This window comes from Serratia quinivorans (assembly GCF_052113645.1).
Classification (GTDB): domain Bacteria; phylum Pseudomonadota; class Gammaproteobacteria; order Enterobacterales; family Enterobacteriaceae; genus Serratia; species Serratia quinivorans_B.
Genome location: NZ_JBIEIU010000002.1, coordinates 130,442 through 146,964, shown reverse-complemented (window position 1 = coordinate 146,964; position 16,523 = coordinate 130,442). Strand labels below are relative to the sequence as shown.

Sequence of the window (16,523 nt, the reverse complement as noted above, 5' to 3'; positions counted from 1 at the left end):
TTGCCGCAGCCGGCGAAATTCAGCAATTGGCGGATAACAGATATGGAAAAGGCCGCGAAAGCGGCCTTTTAGCATTACATTGCGTTGCAGAAAACTGCGGCGCTTTACTGAGGCTGTTGCTGCTCAGCGGCACCCATGGTGATTTTGGCTTCTTTGCGCAAGCTGGCCAGCAGAGAGTCAAAGGACACGCCAGTCGCGCCTTCTTCCATTTTGCTGACGAAGGTTTTCATTTCTTCCGCCGACAAGGTGCCTGGAGTGACGGCATCAAGTGCAATCAGCACCACGTTGTCCTGGCGATCTTGCGACATGCCGTAAACCGGTTTACCTTCCTGCGGATGCGGCAGCGCAAACACGCTCTGCACCAGCTGGCTGTCTTCCGGCGCACGAGCCATCTTCTGCACGCTGCCAAAGCTCAGGCCGGCCGCTTTCATCGCTTCGTCGCCCTTGCCCTGTTTCAGCTCAACCAGCAGTTTCTCGCCCTGCAGTTTCGCTTCCTGTTCGGCTTTGTTGCGCTTGACCAGTTCCGCCACGCGATCTTTTACCTGATCGAACGGCTCAATGCCTTCCGGCTTGTGGCCGGACACGCGGATCACGAAAGCACGGTCGCCATCAACGGTGATCACATCGGAGTTGCTGCCCGGTGAGCCGCCCTCGCCAATCAGTGAGCCGTCGAAAATCGACTGGACAACAGGTTTGAAGTTCAGCGCTGCCGGGATGTTATCGCGGGTAAACCAATCGGTCTGCGCCGCTTTCACGCCAGCGGCCTCTTCGGCAGATGCCAGAGATTCGTTATCGCTGGTCGCCGCTTCACTCACCTTCTGCTGCAGTGCGTAATACGCGTCTACCGCTTTCTCCTGCTTAACCTGCTTGGCAATGGCGTCACGCACTTCGCTCAACGGTTTCACTTTTTCCGGCTCGATGTCGTTCAGGCGTACCACCAGATAACCCACTGAGGACTTCACCGCACCGGAAAGCTGGCCTTTTTCGGTCAGATTCGCCTGCTTCAGTTCGTCCGCCGTGGTGTCCGGCTCCAGCCAACCCAACTCACCACCGGTACGGCGTGAAATGATGTCGGTGGATTTTTCTTTTGCCAGGGTGGCGAAATCGCCGCCTTTTTTCAGCTCATCCAGCACCGCATTGGCTTCCGCCTCGGTTTTCAGCTGGATCACACTGTAGTTCTTGCGCTCAGGCTGGCCGTAGCTGCTTTTGTGCTGGTCGTAATAAGCACTGATATCCGCGTCGGCTACCGTCACCTTGTCTTGCATAGAGGCGGCGTCCATCGGAATGTAGCTCACCTTGACCTGTTCTGGCGCAATGAAGCTGTTCTTGTTCTGGCTGTAGTAGTCTTTCAGCTCTTCGTCGGTCACGCTTTGCTTGGCCTGCAACGCTTTCAGATCCAGCGTAGCCAGACGTACATCGCGCTGTTGCAGCACCAGCCCCGTCATGCCCTGGGATTCAGTTGGCAGGATGAAACCTGATTCGCCGAAGGCCTGGATCACCTGCTGATTAACCAGTTGCTGACGCATTGATTGCGCAAAATTATCTGCGGTGTAACCCATGCGGCCGATCAGATCGAGATATTTGGCATTGTCGAACTGGCCGTTAGTCTGGAAGTAAGGCGCTTTACGAATAGCCTCTTTCACCTGATCGTCGCTGACGCTCAGGCCTAATTTCTTGGCATATTGATCCAGCAGCATGTTGTCTATCAGCTGTGACAGGGCCTGGTGGCGCATCTGCTGCATATAGCCTTCGTTGCCCGCCAGTGCGGAGAACTGGTCACCCAGCTGTTGCTGCATGCGGCTGCGTTCGCTCTGGAAAGCCTGTTCCAGCTGAGCACGCTCGATCACCTGGCCATTGACCTTCGCTGCATAATCACCGGCACTCCCCTGATAGCTGACCACCCCAGTCAAAAGAAATGACAAAATGATCAAGCCCAGGATGATTTTGAGCACGACGTGATTAGCTGCCGCGCGTAAATTGTCCATCATAGTGTGACAACACTCCGCTGTGATGTGGATTAAAAACACCCTTGTGCAGGCGCGTTCCCTGCGACAAAAATAAAAAAAGCGCATCAATCTGATGCGCCTTATATCTTACCTTACCAGCACCGTTGCGTCAGGTGATTGTTTATTGCTAAACCCTGCAACGCTAAACGGTTAGACGCAAACAATCAGTTTACTGCGTCTTTCAGCGCTTTCCCTGCACGGAAGGCCGGAACTTTGGCTGCCGCGATTTTGATCTCTTTACCGGTTTGTGGGTTACGGCCAGTACGGGCAGAACGCTCACGCACGGTGAAAGAACCGAAACCAACCAGCGCCACGTCATCCCCTTCCTTCAAGGAATCGGTAACAGATGCAATCACTGCATCTAAAGCACGCCCAGCTGCCGCTTTGGAAATATCAGCACCTGCGGCAATTTTGTCGATCAGTTGTGACTTATTCACTCTATCATCCCCTCTAGAATTCAATCGTCGCACCGAAAAATCCCTACGGTTGCGACAGCGCAGCTGTTATATCAATCCCATCGAACCTTGGCAAGCCACCGAGAGCGTGACAAAACGTGGGCCGACAGCTTTCTAACTTAGCGGTACAAAAAAAGACTGGCAAGTCCGAAATGACTTGCCAGCATAAGTTTTATCAATGGATTTTGCGATTCGTCACTATTTTGCCGCTACCGGCAGTGCCCCGAAGGCCGGATTCTGCAACGCAAGGTTCAAAACTTCATCGATTTGCTGCACCGGATGAATGTCCAGATCCGCGATTACATTGTCCGGAATTTCTTCCAGATCGCGCTTGTTCTCATACGGGATCAGCACGGTTTTGATACCACCACGGTGCGCCGCCAACAGTTTCTCTTTCAAGCCACCAATCGGCAGAACCTGACCACGCAGCGTGATCTCGCCGGTCATGGCCACATCGGCGCGAACCGGGTTGCCCGTCAGGCAGGAAACCAGCGCGGTGCACATCGCGATACCGGCGCTCGGACCGTCTTTCGGCGTTGCGCCTTCCGGCACATGCACGTGAATATCGCGCTTCTCGTAGAAATCGGCGTTGATACCCAGTTTATCTGCACGCGCACGAACCACGGTCAGCGCAGCCTGAATCGATTCCTGCATCACTTCACCGAGAGAACCGGTGTAGGTCAATTTGCCTTTCCCCGGAACACTGGCAGTTTCGATGGTCAGCAGATCGCCGCCCACTTCCGTCCACGCCAGGCCGGTGACCTGGCCCACGCGGTTTTCGGTATCTGCACGGCCGTAGTCAACACGCTGCACACCCAGGTAATCTTTCAGGTTGTCGCCGTTGATCTCGATATGCTTGAGCTTCTTGTCCATCAGCAGCGTTTTCACCGCTTTACGGCACAGTTTGGAGATTTCACGCTCCAGACTACGCACCCCGGCTTCGCGAGTGTAATAGCGGATAATGCCGGTGATGGCGCTGTCGTCGACCGTCAGCTCACCTTTTTTCAGGGCGTTACGCTCAAGTTGCTTCGGCAGCAGGTGCTGCTTGGCGATATTGAGTTTCTCGTCCTCGGTGTACCCGGACAGGCGGATCACTTCCATACGGTCCAGCAACGGCGCAGGAATGTTCATCGAGTTCGAGGTGGCCACAAACATCACGTCGGACAGATCGTAATCCACTTCCAGGTAGTGGTCGTTAAACGCCACGTTCTGTTCTGGATCCAGCACCTCAAGCAGTGCAGAAGCCGGATCGCCACGCATGTCGGAAGACATCTTGTCGATCTCGTCGAGCAGGAACAGTGGGTTTTTCACCCCGACCTTGGCCATTTTCTGGATCAGTTTGCCCGGCATCGAACCGATGTAGGTACGGCGGTGACCGCGGATTTCCGCTTCGTCACGCACGCCGCCCAGCGCCATACGCACGTACTGGCGACCGGTTGCTTTGGCGATCGACTGACCCAACGAGGTTTTACCCACGCCAGGAGGCCCCACCAGGCACAGGATCGGCCCTTTGATTTTGCTTACGCGGCTCTGAACTGCGAGATACTCAAGAATACGGTCTTTGACGCGCTCCAGGCCGTAGTGATCGATATCGAGCACTTCCTGCGCCTTGATCAGGTCTTTTTTAACCTTGCTGCGCGCATTCCACGGCACCTGCAGCATCCAATCGATGTAACCACGGACTACGGTCGCTTCCGCAGACATTGGCGACATCATTTTCAGCTTTTGCAGTTCCGCTTCGGTCTTTTCACGCGCGTCTTTCGGCATTTTCGCCGCTTCGATCTTGCGCTTCAGCGCTTCATGCTCGTCCGGCGCATCGTCCATCTCGCCCAGTTCTTTCTGAATCGCCTTCATCTGCTCATTCAGATAGTACTCGCGCTGACTTTTTTCCATCTGCTTTTTGACGCGGTTACGGATACGTTTCTCAACCTGAAGCAGGTCAATTTCCGATTCCATCATCGCCATCAGGTATTCCAGACGTTCGGTGATATCGAACATCTCCAATACCGACTGCTTGTCGCTGAGTTTCAGCGGCATGTGCGCGGCGATGGTATCCGCCAGGCGTGCAGCATCGTCGATGCTGTTCAATGACGTCAGCACCTCCGGTGGAATTTTTTTGTTCAGTTTGATGTAGCCTTCAAACTGATTGATTGCGGTGCGCACCAGGACTTCTTGTTCACGTTCGTCAATCGCCGGTGACTCAAGATATTCTGCCTGGGCGGCAAAGTGCTCCCCGCTGTCGGAAAGCGTAGTAATACGCGCCCGCTGCAGGCCTTCTACCAGCACTTTTACCGTGCCGTCTGGCAGTTTCAGCATCTGCAAAATCGACGCTACGGTGCCGACAGAGAACAAGTCATTAATGCCAGGTTCATCCGTTGAGGCCTCTTTCTGTGCCACCAGCATGATCTTTTTATCATGATCCATTGCTGCTTCGAGGCACCGAATCGATTTTTCCCGGCCAACAAATAACGGGATCACCATGTGCGGATAAACCACCACGTCTCGCAACGGCAAGACGGGGATTTCAATGCGTTCGGAACGCTCAGGGTTCATAGAGCTCTCTCTTAAGTTTAACTTCCGCCAGGTTGAGGGGAATCTCATGAGACGCAAGCATCAAACGTTTCATAAAATCTGGTTAATGAGTATATGGGGATGAATCTCTTACATTCAACGGCAAGAATGCAGGAAAAAGAAATGGGGGATAAAATCCCCCATTTTGGTATTAACTTTCTGGTTTGATTGGCGAATTATTCGCCTGAAGCCTGTGCTTCCGGTTTGCCGTAAATCAGCAAAGGTTTGGACTGGCCGGCGATAACCGATTCATCGATCACCACTTTGTCGACGCTGTCCATGGACGGCAGGTCATACATGGTGTCCAGCAACGCGCCTTCTACGATAGAACGCAGGCCACGTGCACCGGTTTTACGCGTCATGGCCTTTTTGGCAATGGCGTTCAGCGCTTCTTCACGGAACTCCAGCTCCACACCTTCCAGATTGAACAATGCCTGATACTGCTTGGTTAAGGCATTTTTCGGCTCTTTCAGGATCTGGATCAGCGCATCTTCGCTCAGTTCGCTCAGTGTTGCCACTACCGGCAGACGGCCGATGAACTCAGGGATCAGACCGAACTTGATCAGATCTTCCGGTTCGGCTTGCAGCAGCAGTTCGCCTTCGGTCGCTTTCTCGGCCTCACCTTTTACGGTAGCGCCGAAGCCGATACCGGAACCGGTATTGACGCGCTGACCGATCACCTTATCCAGGCCGGCAAATGCGCCGCCGCAGATAAACAGGATTTTCGAGGTATCAACCTGCAGGAATTCCTGCTGCGGATGCTTGCGGCCACCCTGCGGCGGAACGGCGGCAATGGTGCCTTCGATCAGCTTCAACAGGGCCTGCTGCACGCCTTCGCCCGAAACGTCACGGGTAATGGACGGATTGTCTGACTTACGGGAAATCTTATCGATTTCATCGATGTAGACGATACCACGTTGCGCTTTCTGCACGTCGTAGTCGCACTTTTGCAGCAGCTTCTGGATGATGTTTTCCACGTCCTCACCCACATAACCGGCTTCGGTCAGCGTGGTGGCATCGGCCATGGTGAAAGGCACATCCAGGAAACGCGCCAGCGTTTCCGCCAGCAGGGTTTTACCGCTACCGGTCGGGCCAATCAGCAGAATGTTGCTTTTGCCCAACTCGATACCGTTGCTGGTATCGCCGTTACGCAGGCGTTTGTAGTGGTTATACACCGCGACAGCCAGCACTTTCTTCGCCTGTTCCTGGCCAATGACATAGTCATCCAGGTGGTGGCGAATTTCATGCGGCGTCGGCAACGCACTGCGCTCACGATGCGGGGCAACTTCTTTAATCTCTTCGCGAATAATGTCGTTACACAGGTCAACACATTCATCGCAGATATACACTGACGGACCGGCAATCAGCTTACGCACTTCATGCTGGCTTTTGCCGCAGAAAGAGCAGTACAGCAGCTTTCCTGAACCGTCTTTGCGCTTATCTGTCATCAGTAAACCTCTTCTTTAGTCTTTGTCCCGCAGGAATATCACGGCGGCAGTGCGCCCAAAACGCATACCGGGAACGCCGATTATGCTCACCAGAGCGAGCTGCGCCCGCTCTGATTACTATAGCCTATCGGCTCGCACATATACCTCGCCAGCCGCGTGGTACTTACTTGCGGTGCGTCAGAATGCCGTCAACCAGACCGTATTCTACCGCTTCTTCCGCGGTCATAAAGCGATCGCGCTCGGTATCGCGTTCGATCTGCTCCAGTGACTGGCCGGTGTGTTCTGCCATCAGCTCGTTCATGCGCGCCTTCACCTTCAGAATTTCACGCGCATGGATTTCGATGTCCGTCGCCTGGCCCTGATAGCCGCCCAGCGGTTGGTGGATCATCACGCGCGAATTCGGCAAGCAGAAGCGTTTGCCCTTGGCACCTGCGGTCAGCAGGAAAGAGCCCATCGAGCACGCCTGGCCCATACAAATGGTGCTGACGTCCGGCTTGATGAACTTCATGGTGTCATAGATTGACATGCCGGCGGTGATCACACCACCCGGGGAGTTAATGTACAGGTAAATGTCTTTTTCCGGGCTTTCCGCTTCGAGGAACAGCATCTGCGCCACAATCAGGTTGGCCATGTGATCTTCGACCTGACCGGTCAGGAAAATAATGCGCTCTTTCAGCAGGCGGGAGTAGATGTCGTAAGAACGCTCCCCGCGTGAAGTCTGCTCTACCACCATCGGCACCAGGGCCATGTTAGGTGCAAATTGATCTCGTTCGCCACTGTATGACATTACCGTCTCCTAATAGAAATTGCCTTGGCGGCCAGGGTTACACCCTATTACACCGATTCTACTTGAGAACGGTCATGATGACTATGCTCAAGCATTCGACCCGCGCCACACGTACCCGACGGTTTTCTCATCCCGCGCACTCTGGCAAACAGCCTATACCCGTCATCGCTGCAACTTGAAAGCTATAGGGTATTACGTACATTTTACAGATTGGGGCCACTGACAGAATTTCAAGCCCGACAGCGTTTTTTAGCGGCTGGTATTGCCGACGATCACCATCATGCCAGACTGTGCCAAGAGCAACAGTGTAAATATAGTGCATATTGTCACGCTTAACCTGAGATTAATCAGCAACGTGGCAAAAAGAAAAGCCCGCAACCGAAGGTTACGGGCTTTTTTAACGCCGGGACCGGCAAGCCGACCCTGAAGGCGCAATAAATTGCGCCCTGGCGTGCAGACATTATGCCTGTTGAGTCTGGTTCATCAGCTCGCTGAAGGTAGTGGCTTTTTCAGTCACTTTCGCTTTTGCCAGCAGAGCTTCAACCGCTTGTTCTTCCAGAGCAACGTTGCGCATGTTGTTCATCAGCTCTTTGTTTTTGCTGTAGAACTCAACAACTTCACTTGGATCTTCGTAAGCGGAAGCCATTTCTTCGATCAGCGTTTTAACGCGATCTTCGTCAGCTTTCAGATCGTTGGTGCTGATCACTTCGCCCAGCAGCAGGCCAACCACTACGCGACGCTTAGCCTGTTCTTCGAACAGTTCGCGTGGCAGTTCCAGCGCTTGCTTCTCGTTGCCGCCGAAACGCTGTGCAGCCTGACGGCGCAGAACGTCAACTTCGCCGTCGATCAGCGCAGCAGGAACGTCGATTTCGTTAGCGCTGACCAGGCCGTCGATTGCCTGAGTCTTGATGCGGTTACGCACTGCGCCTTTCAGCTCGCGCTCCATGTTTTTACGCACTTCAGCACGCAGGCCTTCGATAGAACCATCAGCCACGCCGAAACGCTTGATGAATTCTTCGGTCAGCTCTGGCAGCTCACGCTCTTCCACTTTCTTCAGAACGATAGCGAATTTAGCCGCTTTGCCCTTCAGGTTTTCAGCGTGGTAATCTTCTGGGAAGTTAACGTCGATAGTGAATTCTTCACCGGCTTTATGACCGACCAGACCTTCTTCGAAGCCTGGGATCATGCGGCCCTGGCCCATGGCCAGTACGAAGTCAGAGGCTTTGCCGCCTTCAAACTCTTCGCCATCGATAGAACCGGAGAAATCAACGGTCACGCGGTCTTCAGCTTGCGCTGCGCCATCGCTGTCTTTCCAGGTCGCCTGCTGCTTGCGCAGGGTGTCCAGCATGGTGTCGACGTCAGCGTCGTTAACTTCAACAACCGGCTTCTCAACTTCGATGCCATCCAGGCCTTTCAGCTCAACTTCCGGATACACTTCGAATTCAACGGTGAAAGTGAAGTCTTCACCTTCTTTATACTCGCCCGGCACGTAGTTTGGTGCGCCAGCCGGATTGATCTTTTCTTTGATGATCGCATCAACAAAGCTGCGTTGCATCGCTTCGCCCAGCACGTCTTGACGAACAGAAGCGCCATAGCGTTGCTCAACGATGTTCATCGGTACATGGCCTTTACGGAAGCCATCGATACGAACGCTTTTTGCCGCGTTGATCAGCTCTTTTTTAATAGCCTGCTTGATAGTATCAGCAGGTACAGTAATAGAGAGACGGCGCCCAAGGCCTTGAGTGGTTTCTACTGAAACTTGCATCTTGTTACCTCAAAAAAATCACAGTGCTCGGTCAACTCCGTTCCAAGAACCAGGACGGCTACATTACAGAACCGAGTTTCCTGATGACAGAAGTGTCCCGAAACCATTCCGGAAAAATAAGACGCGACATTATAGCGGCGCATGCGGAGCGAGTCGAGGAAAGCAAGGCGGCGGCGGCGCGCTAAAACTCACACTTTTGCCGATTTGATCGCCAAAAGGCCACCGAAGCCTACCCGGCCTTCGCGGTATTACGCATCGGCTATGTCGTCGTCAAAAACAGAAACGGCCCGCAGGCCGTTCCAAAATTCGTCAGTAGTAATACCCCAAATCGTGGTCAAAGTTCCACTGATACCGCAAATTTAGCCGTCAGGCCAAGGTTCCGGCCCCACGGCAAGGTGGGGAAGCCGGTACGGTATCCTGCAACCCTTCCCACTCTTTCAGGGTGTAGGTGTGCAACGCCAGCGCATGTACGCCATCCGCCAACTCGTCTGACAGCACGCCGTAAATCGAGCGATGCCGCGTCAGGAAACGTTCGCCAACGAAGCGATCGCTGACCAATACCACCTTGAAATGGCTTTCTGAACCCGCCGGAACGTTATGACGATAACTTTCATCAACGACTTCCAGATACGCGGGCTCAAACGCCGCCCTTAACTTTGCTTCTATTTGCTCGCGAATCATAGGATCTCCTTACTACACCGGCAGAGGACCGCCCCCATCTATTTCAATATTAGCCGCTTTCATCCCTTTTAGACCATTACTCAGGTAAATTTCTCTTTCCTGTGGGCAAAAAATGGCCAACATCCGCCGCCGCTTGAGGTTTATCTGATTGAGGTGGCCAAAAAAGCATGTTTTTATCAACGGCAGGTAAAAATTTGTCACTCCGGTGCGTTCTGCGCTTCCTCCGGCTGGCGGCGATGCTATGATGTCGACAATTTGTTGTTGGCTATCCCGCTCTGATTATTACAGAAAGCTTGCTCAAACCCGCTTCGTTAAAATCGGTAATTTGCGGCGGCTTAAAATCCATCGAGAATGAGACAGTAACTATGTTAAAAAAACTTTGCCTTCCACTGTTGGCCGCACTGATGCTGGCCGGCTGTGCCGCTAGCAGCAACACCCTGAACGTGACGCCGAAGATCGTCCTGCCACAGCAGGATCCGACCCTGCAAGGCGTGACCATCAGCATTAATGGCGCGGATCAACGTCAAGATCAGGCGCTGGCGAAAGTGAACCGCGACGGCCAGTTGGTCACGTTGACGCCATCACGCGATCTGCGCTTCCTGCTGCAGGAAGTGCTGGAGAAACAAATGGGCGCACGCGGCTACATGATTGGCGCCGACGGCGCGGTCGACCTGCAAATCGTGGTGAATAATCTGTATGCGGACGTCTCCGAAGGTAACCTGCGCTACAACATCACCACCAAGGCCGATATTTCGATTACCGCCCAGGCGAAGAACGGCAACAAGCAGGTGAAGAACTACCGTTCAACCTATAACGTGCAGGGTGCCTTCACGGCGACCAACGAGAAAATCACTAACGCGGTCAACACCGTGCTGGGTGACGTTATTGCCGATATGGCGCAAGACACCAGCGTCAACGACTTTATCAAGCAAAACGCGCGTTAATCCGCGAACGCCATGTGCCGCCCGGATCATCGGGCGGTGCAGACAGGGAACTCATGTCGAAACAGTATCTGAACATCTTTACCCAGCGTAATTCCGCCATCCTCCTGCTGCTGGGCTTCGCGTCGGGTCTGCCCTTGGCACTGACCTCCGGCACGCTGCAAGCCTGGATGACCGTCGAAAACATCGATCTGAAAACCATCGGCATTTTTTCGCTGGTCGGTCAGGCCTATGTGTTCAAATTCCTGTGGTCACCCTTTATGGACCGCTACACCCCGCCATTTCTCGGGCGGCGGCGCGGCTGGCTGCTGATCAGCCAACTGTTGCTGGTCGTGTCGATTGTGGCAATGGGCTTTATGCAGCCGGCACAGCATCTGTGGTGGCTGGCGGCATTAGCGGTATTGGTAGCCTTCTGTTCTGCATCGCAGGATATTGTTTTTGATGCCTATAAAACCGATCTGCTGAGCGCCGAAGAACGGGGCACCGGTGCCGCCGTTTCGGTACTGGGTTACCGGCTGGCAATGCTGGTGTCCGGGGGATTGGCGCTGTGGCTGGCGGACCGCTATCTCGGCTGGCAGTCAACCTATTGGCTGATGGCCGGCTTGATGCTGATCGGCATTGCCGCCACCCTGCTGGCCCCCGAACCCGACGACAGCATTCCGGCACCGCGCACCATGGAGCAGGCCGTCGTCGCCCCGCTGCGTGATTTCTTTGCGCGTAACAATGCCTGGCTGATTTTACTGCTGATCGTGATGTACAAGATGGGCGACGCCTTTGCCGGCAGCCTGAGCACCACCTTCCTGATCCGCGGCGTCGGCTTCGATGCCGGCGAAGTCGGGCTGGTCAACAAAACCCTCGGCCTGTTCGCCACCATCGTCGGCGCACTGTTTGGCGGCGTGCTGATGCAGCGCCTCAGTCTGTTCCGCGCCCTGATGCTGTTCGGCATCCTGCAGGCGGTTTCCAATCTGGGTTACTGGATCCTGGCGGTTACCGATAAAAACATCATGACCATGGGCAGCGCCATTTTCCTGGAAAACCTGTGCGGCGGCATGGGCACCGCGGCCTTCGTCGCGCTGCTGATGACCCTGTGCAACAAGTCATTTTCCGCCACCCAATTTGCCCTGCTGTCAGCGCTGTCTGCCGTCGGGCGGGTGTATGTCGGGCCAATTGCCGGCTGGTTTGTTGAAGCGCACGGCTGGCCGCTGTTCTATTTATTCTCGATCATCGCCGCCGTGCCCGGCCTGCTGTTGCTGCACCTGTGCCGCCAGACGCTGGAATATACTCAGCGCACCGATGACTTCATGCCGCGCACCGAATTTCGCCAGTTTTACCGCTGGGCGTTGCGTCTGCTGACCTTGGGTTGCTCATTATTGGGCCTGTGGCTGGTTCTGCTGATCACTAACGCTCTCGACTGGACTCTCTTGCCGAACCTGGCCGATCGCCTGCTGCTGCTGGGCGCCGCACTGAGTTTGGTGGGCATCGCGATGGGCAGTTTGCTGGACTATCTGGCTCTGCGCCGTACCAAGCTGGCCTGATATCGCCGACCGGCCATCGTGCCGGTCGGCAAAAATGCATCAGTGTGATGTATTTATTTAGTTAAAAAATATAATTCCCGCCCAAATTATTTTTTTATTCGAGTGTGGCGATCAGGAAATAAAATTACATTCACCTTTAAGACACAATTATTTTACATTAAATAAACCTTTCATTCGTATTTCAAAAAAGCGTTTTTACCTGCAAGATTCATCATACCTTTAGTTTTCCTTAACATACGAATTGCCCGGCACGATTCAGCGTGCCAACGCGTTGTTGCCATTAGTAAATTGTCACGCAGCGTGACATCTGTGACACCCTTAACAGAAAGTGTCAACAAGGCGCTGACACTCCCTTAAGCATGTTTACAGTACTGCAACCTTCCCGTAAAATGCCCGCACACATGAAACGACAATAGAGCCTTTGTAATTGAGGTCGTTAGATGAGACTTAAGAAATACAATAAAAGTATTGGGATGTTGTCATTAATTGCCTCCACTGTAATGCTCAGTGGTTGCAATATGGTATTGATGAACCCCAAAGGAGCAATTGGTGTTGAGCAACGGACACTGATTATCACTGCAATCGCTTTGATGCTGATCGTGGTGGTACCAGTTATCTTTATGGCGTTCGCCTTTGCCTGGAAGTACCGTGCTTCCAACAAAGACGCCAAATACAGTCCGAACTGGTCACATTCCAACAAGATCGAAGCGGTCGTCTGGACCATTCCTATCATTATCATCGCCATCCTTGGCACCATTACCTGGAAGACTACCCACGAACTGGATCCGTTCAAGCCGATTGTCACTGACAAGAAGCCGATGACGATCGAAGTGGTGTCGCTCGACTGGAAATGGCTGTTTATCTACCCGGAACAAGGCATTGCGACAGTTAATGAGCTGGCTTTCCCGAAAGATGTTCCAGTCGAATTCAAGATCACCTCTAACTCGGTAATGAACTCGTTCTTTATTCCTCAGTTAGGTGGGCAGATTTATGCGATGGCCGGGATGCAGACCAAACTGCACCTGATCGGCAATGAAGCAGGCAAATACGACGGTATTTCAAGCAGCTTCAGCGGTCGCGGGTTCTCCGGCATGAAATTCACCGCCATTGTCACCCCAACCGAAGGCGACTTCGATCAATGGGTTGCCAAGGTGAAAGCATCGTCGAATAACCTAAACGCCACCAGCGACTTTAACAAACTGGCAGAGCCGAGTGAAAACAACCCGGTCGAGTACTTCTCCAGTGTCAAACCGAATTTGTTCAAAGAAACTATTGGCAAATTCATGGGCGATATGAACATGCACAAAGGCGCTACCGCGCACGAAGGTATGGACATGAGCCAGGGTATGGACATGGGTGAACATGCTCACGCCGGAGCCGAGGAATAAACTGATGTTGGGAAAATTAACGATTGATGCGGTTCCGTACCACGAACCGATCATCATGGTCACCGTTGCTGCAATTGTTATTGGGGGCCTGGCACTGCTGGCGCTGATAACCTATTTCGGCAAGTGGAAATGGCTATGGAGCGATTGGTTGACTTCGGTCGACCATAAAAAAATTGGTATCATGTACATCATCGTGGCAATGGTTATGTTGCTGCGTGGTTTTGCCGATGCCATCATGATGCGTAGCCAGCAGGCGCTTGCGTCTGCCGGCGAGGCCGGATTCCTGCCGCCGCACCACTACGACCAGATCTTTACCGCTCACGGCGTTATCATGATCTTCTTCATGGCGATGCCTTTCGTGGTCGGTCTGATGAACGTGGTGGTACCGTTGCAAATCGGTGCGCGTGACGTTGCCTTCCCGTTCCTGAACTCCCTGAGCTTCTGGTTCTTCGTGGTAGGTGTCGTGCTGATCAACCTCTCTCTGGGGGTAGGTGAATTCGCGCAGACGGGTTGGCTGGCGTATCCGCCGCTGTCGGGCAAGGAATACAGTCCTGGCGTCGGGGTCGATTACTGGATCTGGAGTCTGCAGATCTCAGGTATTGGTACCCTGTTGACCGGTGTGAACTTCTTCGCCACCATCCTGAAGATGCGTGCTCCTGGCATGCCTCTGATGAAGATGCCGGTGTTCACCTGGGCGGCGCTGTGTACTAACGTCCTGATCATCGTTTCTTTCCCAATTCTGACCGTAACCATCGCGTTGCTGACCCTGGATCGCTATCTGGGTACCCATTTCTTTACCAATGATATGGGCGGCAACATGATGATGTACATCAACCTGATTTGGGCCTGGGGTCACCCAGAGGTGTATATCCTGGTTCTGCCGGTATTCGGTGTGTTCTCCGAGGTCACCGCGACCTTCTCGAGAAAACGCCTGTTCGGCTATACCTCACTGGTATGGGCAACCATCGCGATTACCGTTCTGTCGTTCATCGTATGGCTGCACCACTTCTTTACCATGGGGTCCGGCGCGAACGTTAATGCCTTCTTCGGTATCGCCACCATGATCATTTCCATCCCTACCGGGGTGAAAATCTTCAACTGGCTGTTCACCATGTACCAGGGCCGCATTCAGCTCAACTCCGCAATGCTGTGGACCATCGGTTTCATCATCACCTTCTCCGTAGGTGGTATGACCGGCGTTCTGTTGGCCGTGCCGGGTGCGAACTTCGTGCTGCACAACAGTCTGTTCCTGATTGCCCACTTCCATAACGTTATCATCGGTGGTGTGGTGTTCGGTTGCTTCGCTGGCCTGACCTACTGGTTCCCTAAATCCTTCGGCTTCACGCTGAACGAAAAATGGGGCATCCGGGCGTTCTGGTTCTGGATCATCGGTTTCTTCGTTGCCTTTATGCCGCTGTATGCTCTGGGCTTTATGGGTATGACTCGTCGTATCAGCCAGAACATCAACCCAGAGTTCCACCCACTGCTGCTGGTAGCGGCTGGCGGCGCGGCTCTGATTGCCTGCGGTATCCTGTGCCAAGTGATTCAGGTCTTCGTCAGTGTGCGTGACCGCGAGCAGAACCGTGACCTGACCGGTGACCCATGGGGTGCTCGTACGCTGGAGTGGTCTACTTCGTCTCCACCGCCGTTCTATAACTTTGCCGTAGTGCCGCAGATTCACGACCGTGATGAATTCTGGGACATGAAAGAAAAAGGCGAAGCTTATAAGAAACCGGCGAAATACGAGCCGATTCATATGCCGAAAAATACCGGCGCCGGTGTGATTATTGCTGGCTTCAGTCTGGTATTTGGTTTCGCGATGATCTGGGACATCTGGTGGATGGCGATCGCTGCCTTCGTAGGTATGATCGTGACCTGGATTGCCAAGAGCTTCGATGAAGATGTTGATTACTATGTGCAGGTTGATGAGATCGAGCGCATTGAGAACCAACACTATGAACAAATCAGCAAAGCAGGCGTGAAACATGTCAACTGATACTCTGACTAACCATAACGCAGCCCATGCAGAGCATGGGCACCACGACGCAGGAGAGACCAAAGTCTTCGGATTCTGGATCTACCTGATGAGCGACTGTATTTTGTTTGCGAGCTTGTTCGCGACTTATGCAGTACTGGTGAACGGGACCGCTGGCGGTCCCTCTGGCAAAGACATCTTCGATCTGAAGTTTGTTCTGGTTGAAACCTTCCTGCTGTTGTTCAGCTCCATCACCTACGGTATGGCGATGATCGGCATGAACAAAGGCAAGGTTAGCAGCGTTAATACCTGGCTGTTCCTGACCTTCCTGTTCGGTCTGGGCTTCGTCGCGATGGAAATCTATGAGTTCCATCACCTGATCGTTGAAGGCTATGGCCCGGATCGCAGCGCGTTCCTGTCCAGCTTCTTCGCGCTGGTTGCGACGCACGGTCTGCACGTAACTACCGGTCTGGTTTGGATCATCATCATGATGATCCAGGTCAGCAAACGCGGCCTGACTTCAACCAACAAAACCCGTCTGATGTGTCTGAGTCTGTTCTGGCACTTCCTGGACGTGGTCTGGATCTGCGTATTCACCGTTGTTTACCTGCTGGGGGTTATGTCATGAGTCATTCATCCCATGAAACTTCTCACGGCGGCGCAAGCCACGGTAGCGTCAAGACCTATCTGATCGGCTTTATCCTGTCGATCATCCTGACGGTGATTCCATTTGCGATGGTGATGAGCGGTACCGCCTCTCACTCCACCATCCTGGCGGTTGTTGTTGGCATGGCAGTGATTCAGGTAGTTGTTCACCTGATTTACTTCCTGCACATGAATACCTCATCGGAAGAGCGCTGGAACCTGGTGGCATTGCTGTTCACCGCTATGATCATCGGTATCGTTGTTGTGGGTTCACTCTGGATTATGTACAACCTCAACATCAATATGATGGTCAGTTAAGAGTCGAG

13 protein-coding genes are annotated in these 16,523 nt (G+C 53.4%); 6 read left to right on the top strand and 7 right to left on the bottom strand.

All coding sequences use genetic code 11. The features are described from left to right. Positions 1-104 precede the first annotated feature (104 nt). The 7 genes from ppiD to bolA all read right to left on the bottom strand — a co-directional run bounded on the left by ppiD (position 105) and on the right by bolA (position 9,713). Positions 105-1,988: a peptidylprolyl isomerase gene (ppiD, locus tag ACGS9J_RS05950; protein WP_442230094.1), complete on the bottom strand. Its 1,884-nt coding sequence runs from the start codon at positions 1,986-1,988 to the stop codon at positions 105-107. Between the two features lie 182 nt (positions 1,989-2,170). Next, a complete protein-coding gene (hupB, locus tag ACGS9J_RS05945) occupies positions 2,171-2,443 on the bottom strand; it encodes a nucleoid-associated protein HU-beta (protein ID WP_017891836.1) in 273 nt (90 codons plus the stop codon). 216 nt (positions 2,444-2,659) lie between these two features. Then, positions 2,660-5,014, bottom strand: coding sequence for an endopeptidase La (lon, locus tag ACGS9J_RS05940; protein WP_442230093.1), 2,355 nt, complete (start codon positions 5,012-5,014; stop codon positions 2,660-2,662). A gap of 194 nt (positions 5,015-5,208) precedes the next feature. Next, positions 5,209-6,480: an ATP-dependent protease ATP-binding subunit ClpX gene (gene clpX, locus ACGS9J_RS05935; protein ID WP_182821771.1), complete on the bottom strand. Its 1,272-nt coding sequence runs from the start codon at positions 6,478-6,480 to the stop codon at positions 5,209-5,211. Positions 6,481-6,643: 163 nt separating this feature from the next. Next, a complete protein-coding gene (gene clpP, locus ACGS9J_RS05930) occupies positions 6,644-7,267 on the bottom strand; it encodes an ATP-dependent Clp endopeptidase proteolytic subunit ClpP (RefSeq protein ID WP_020825491.1) in 624 nt (207 codons plus the stop codon). A 460-nt stretch (positions 7,268-7,727) separates the two neighbouring features. After that, the gene (gene tig / locus ACGS9J_RS05925) at positions 7,728-9,032 is read right to left on the bottom strand and encodes a trigger factor (protein ID WP_442230092.1); all 1,305 of its coding nucleotides are present in this window, start codon (positions 9,030-9,032) and stop codon (positions 7,728-7,730) included. A gap of 366 nt (positions 9,033-9,398) precedes the next feature. Further along, complete coding sequence (gene bolA / locus ACGS9J_RS05920) at positions 9,399-9,713, bottom strand: transcriptional regulator BolA (protein WP_004949296.1); 315 nt, start codon at positions 9,711-9,713, stop codon at positions 9,399-9,401. Between the two features lie 365 nt (positions 9,714-10,078). Here bolA and ACGS9J_RS05915 point away from each other — a divergent pair, with 365 nt between their 5' ends. The 6 genes from ACGS9J_RS05915 to ACGS9J_RS05890 all read left to right on the top strand — a co-directional run bounded on the left by ACGS9J_RS05915 (position 10,079) and on the right by ACGS9J_RS05890 (position 16,515). Next, entirely contained in the window at positions 10,079-10,657 is a 579-nt protein-coding gene (locus tag ACGS9J_RS05915; RefSeq protein WP_442230091.1) for a lipoprotein, read from the top strand. A gap of 53 nt (positions 10,658-10,710) precedes the next feature. Further along, positions 10,711-12,189: a muropeptide MFS transporter AmpG gene (gene ampG, locus ACGS9J_RS05910; protein ID WP_442230090.1), complete on the top strand. Its 1,479-nt coding sequence runs from the start codon at positions 10,711-10,713 to the stop codon at positions 12,187-12,189. A gap of 440 nt (positions 12,190-12,629) precedes the next feature. Further along, positions 12,630-13,577, top strand: a complete 948-nt coding sequence (cyoA, locus tag ACGS9J_RS05905; protein WP_442230089.1) for a cytochrome o ubiquinol oxidase subunit II — start codon at positions 12,630-12,632, stop codon at positions 13,575-13,577. Between the two features lie 4 nt (positions 13,578-13,581). Beyond that, positions 13,582-15,573 carry a cytochrome o ubiquinol oxidase subunit I gene (gene cyoB / locus ACGS9J_RS05900; RefSeq protein WP_442230088.1) on the top strand — a complete coding sequence of 664 codons (1,992 nt, stop codon included), beginning with the start codon at positions 13,582-13,584 and terminating at the stop codon, positions 15,571-15,573. Further along, positions 15,563-16,180 carry a cytochrome o ubiquinol oxidase subunit III gene (locus ACGS9J_RS05895; RefSeq protein ID WP_442230087.1) on the top strand — a complete coding sequence of 206 codons (618 nt, stop codon included), beginning with the start codon at positions 15,563-15,565 and terminating at the stop codon, positions 16,178-16,180. The genes cyoB and ACGS9J_RS05895 overlap by 11 nt, the downstream gene beginning before the upstream one ends. Beyond that, entirely contained in the window at positions 16,177-16,515 is a 339-nt protein-coding gene (locus ACGS9J_RS05890; protein ID WP_020825485.1) for a cytochrome o ubiquinol oxidase subunit IV, read from the top strand. Before ACGS9J_RS05895 ends, ACGS9J_RS05890 begins: the two co-directional genes overlap by 4 nt. Positions 16,516-16,523: the final 8 nt, after the last annotated feature.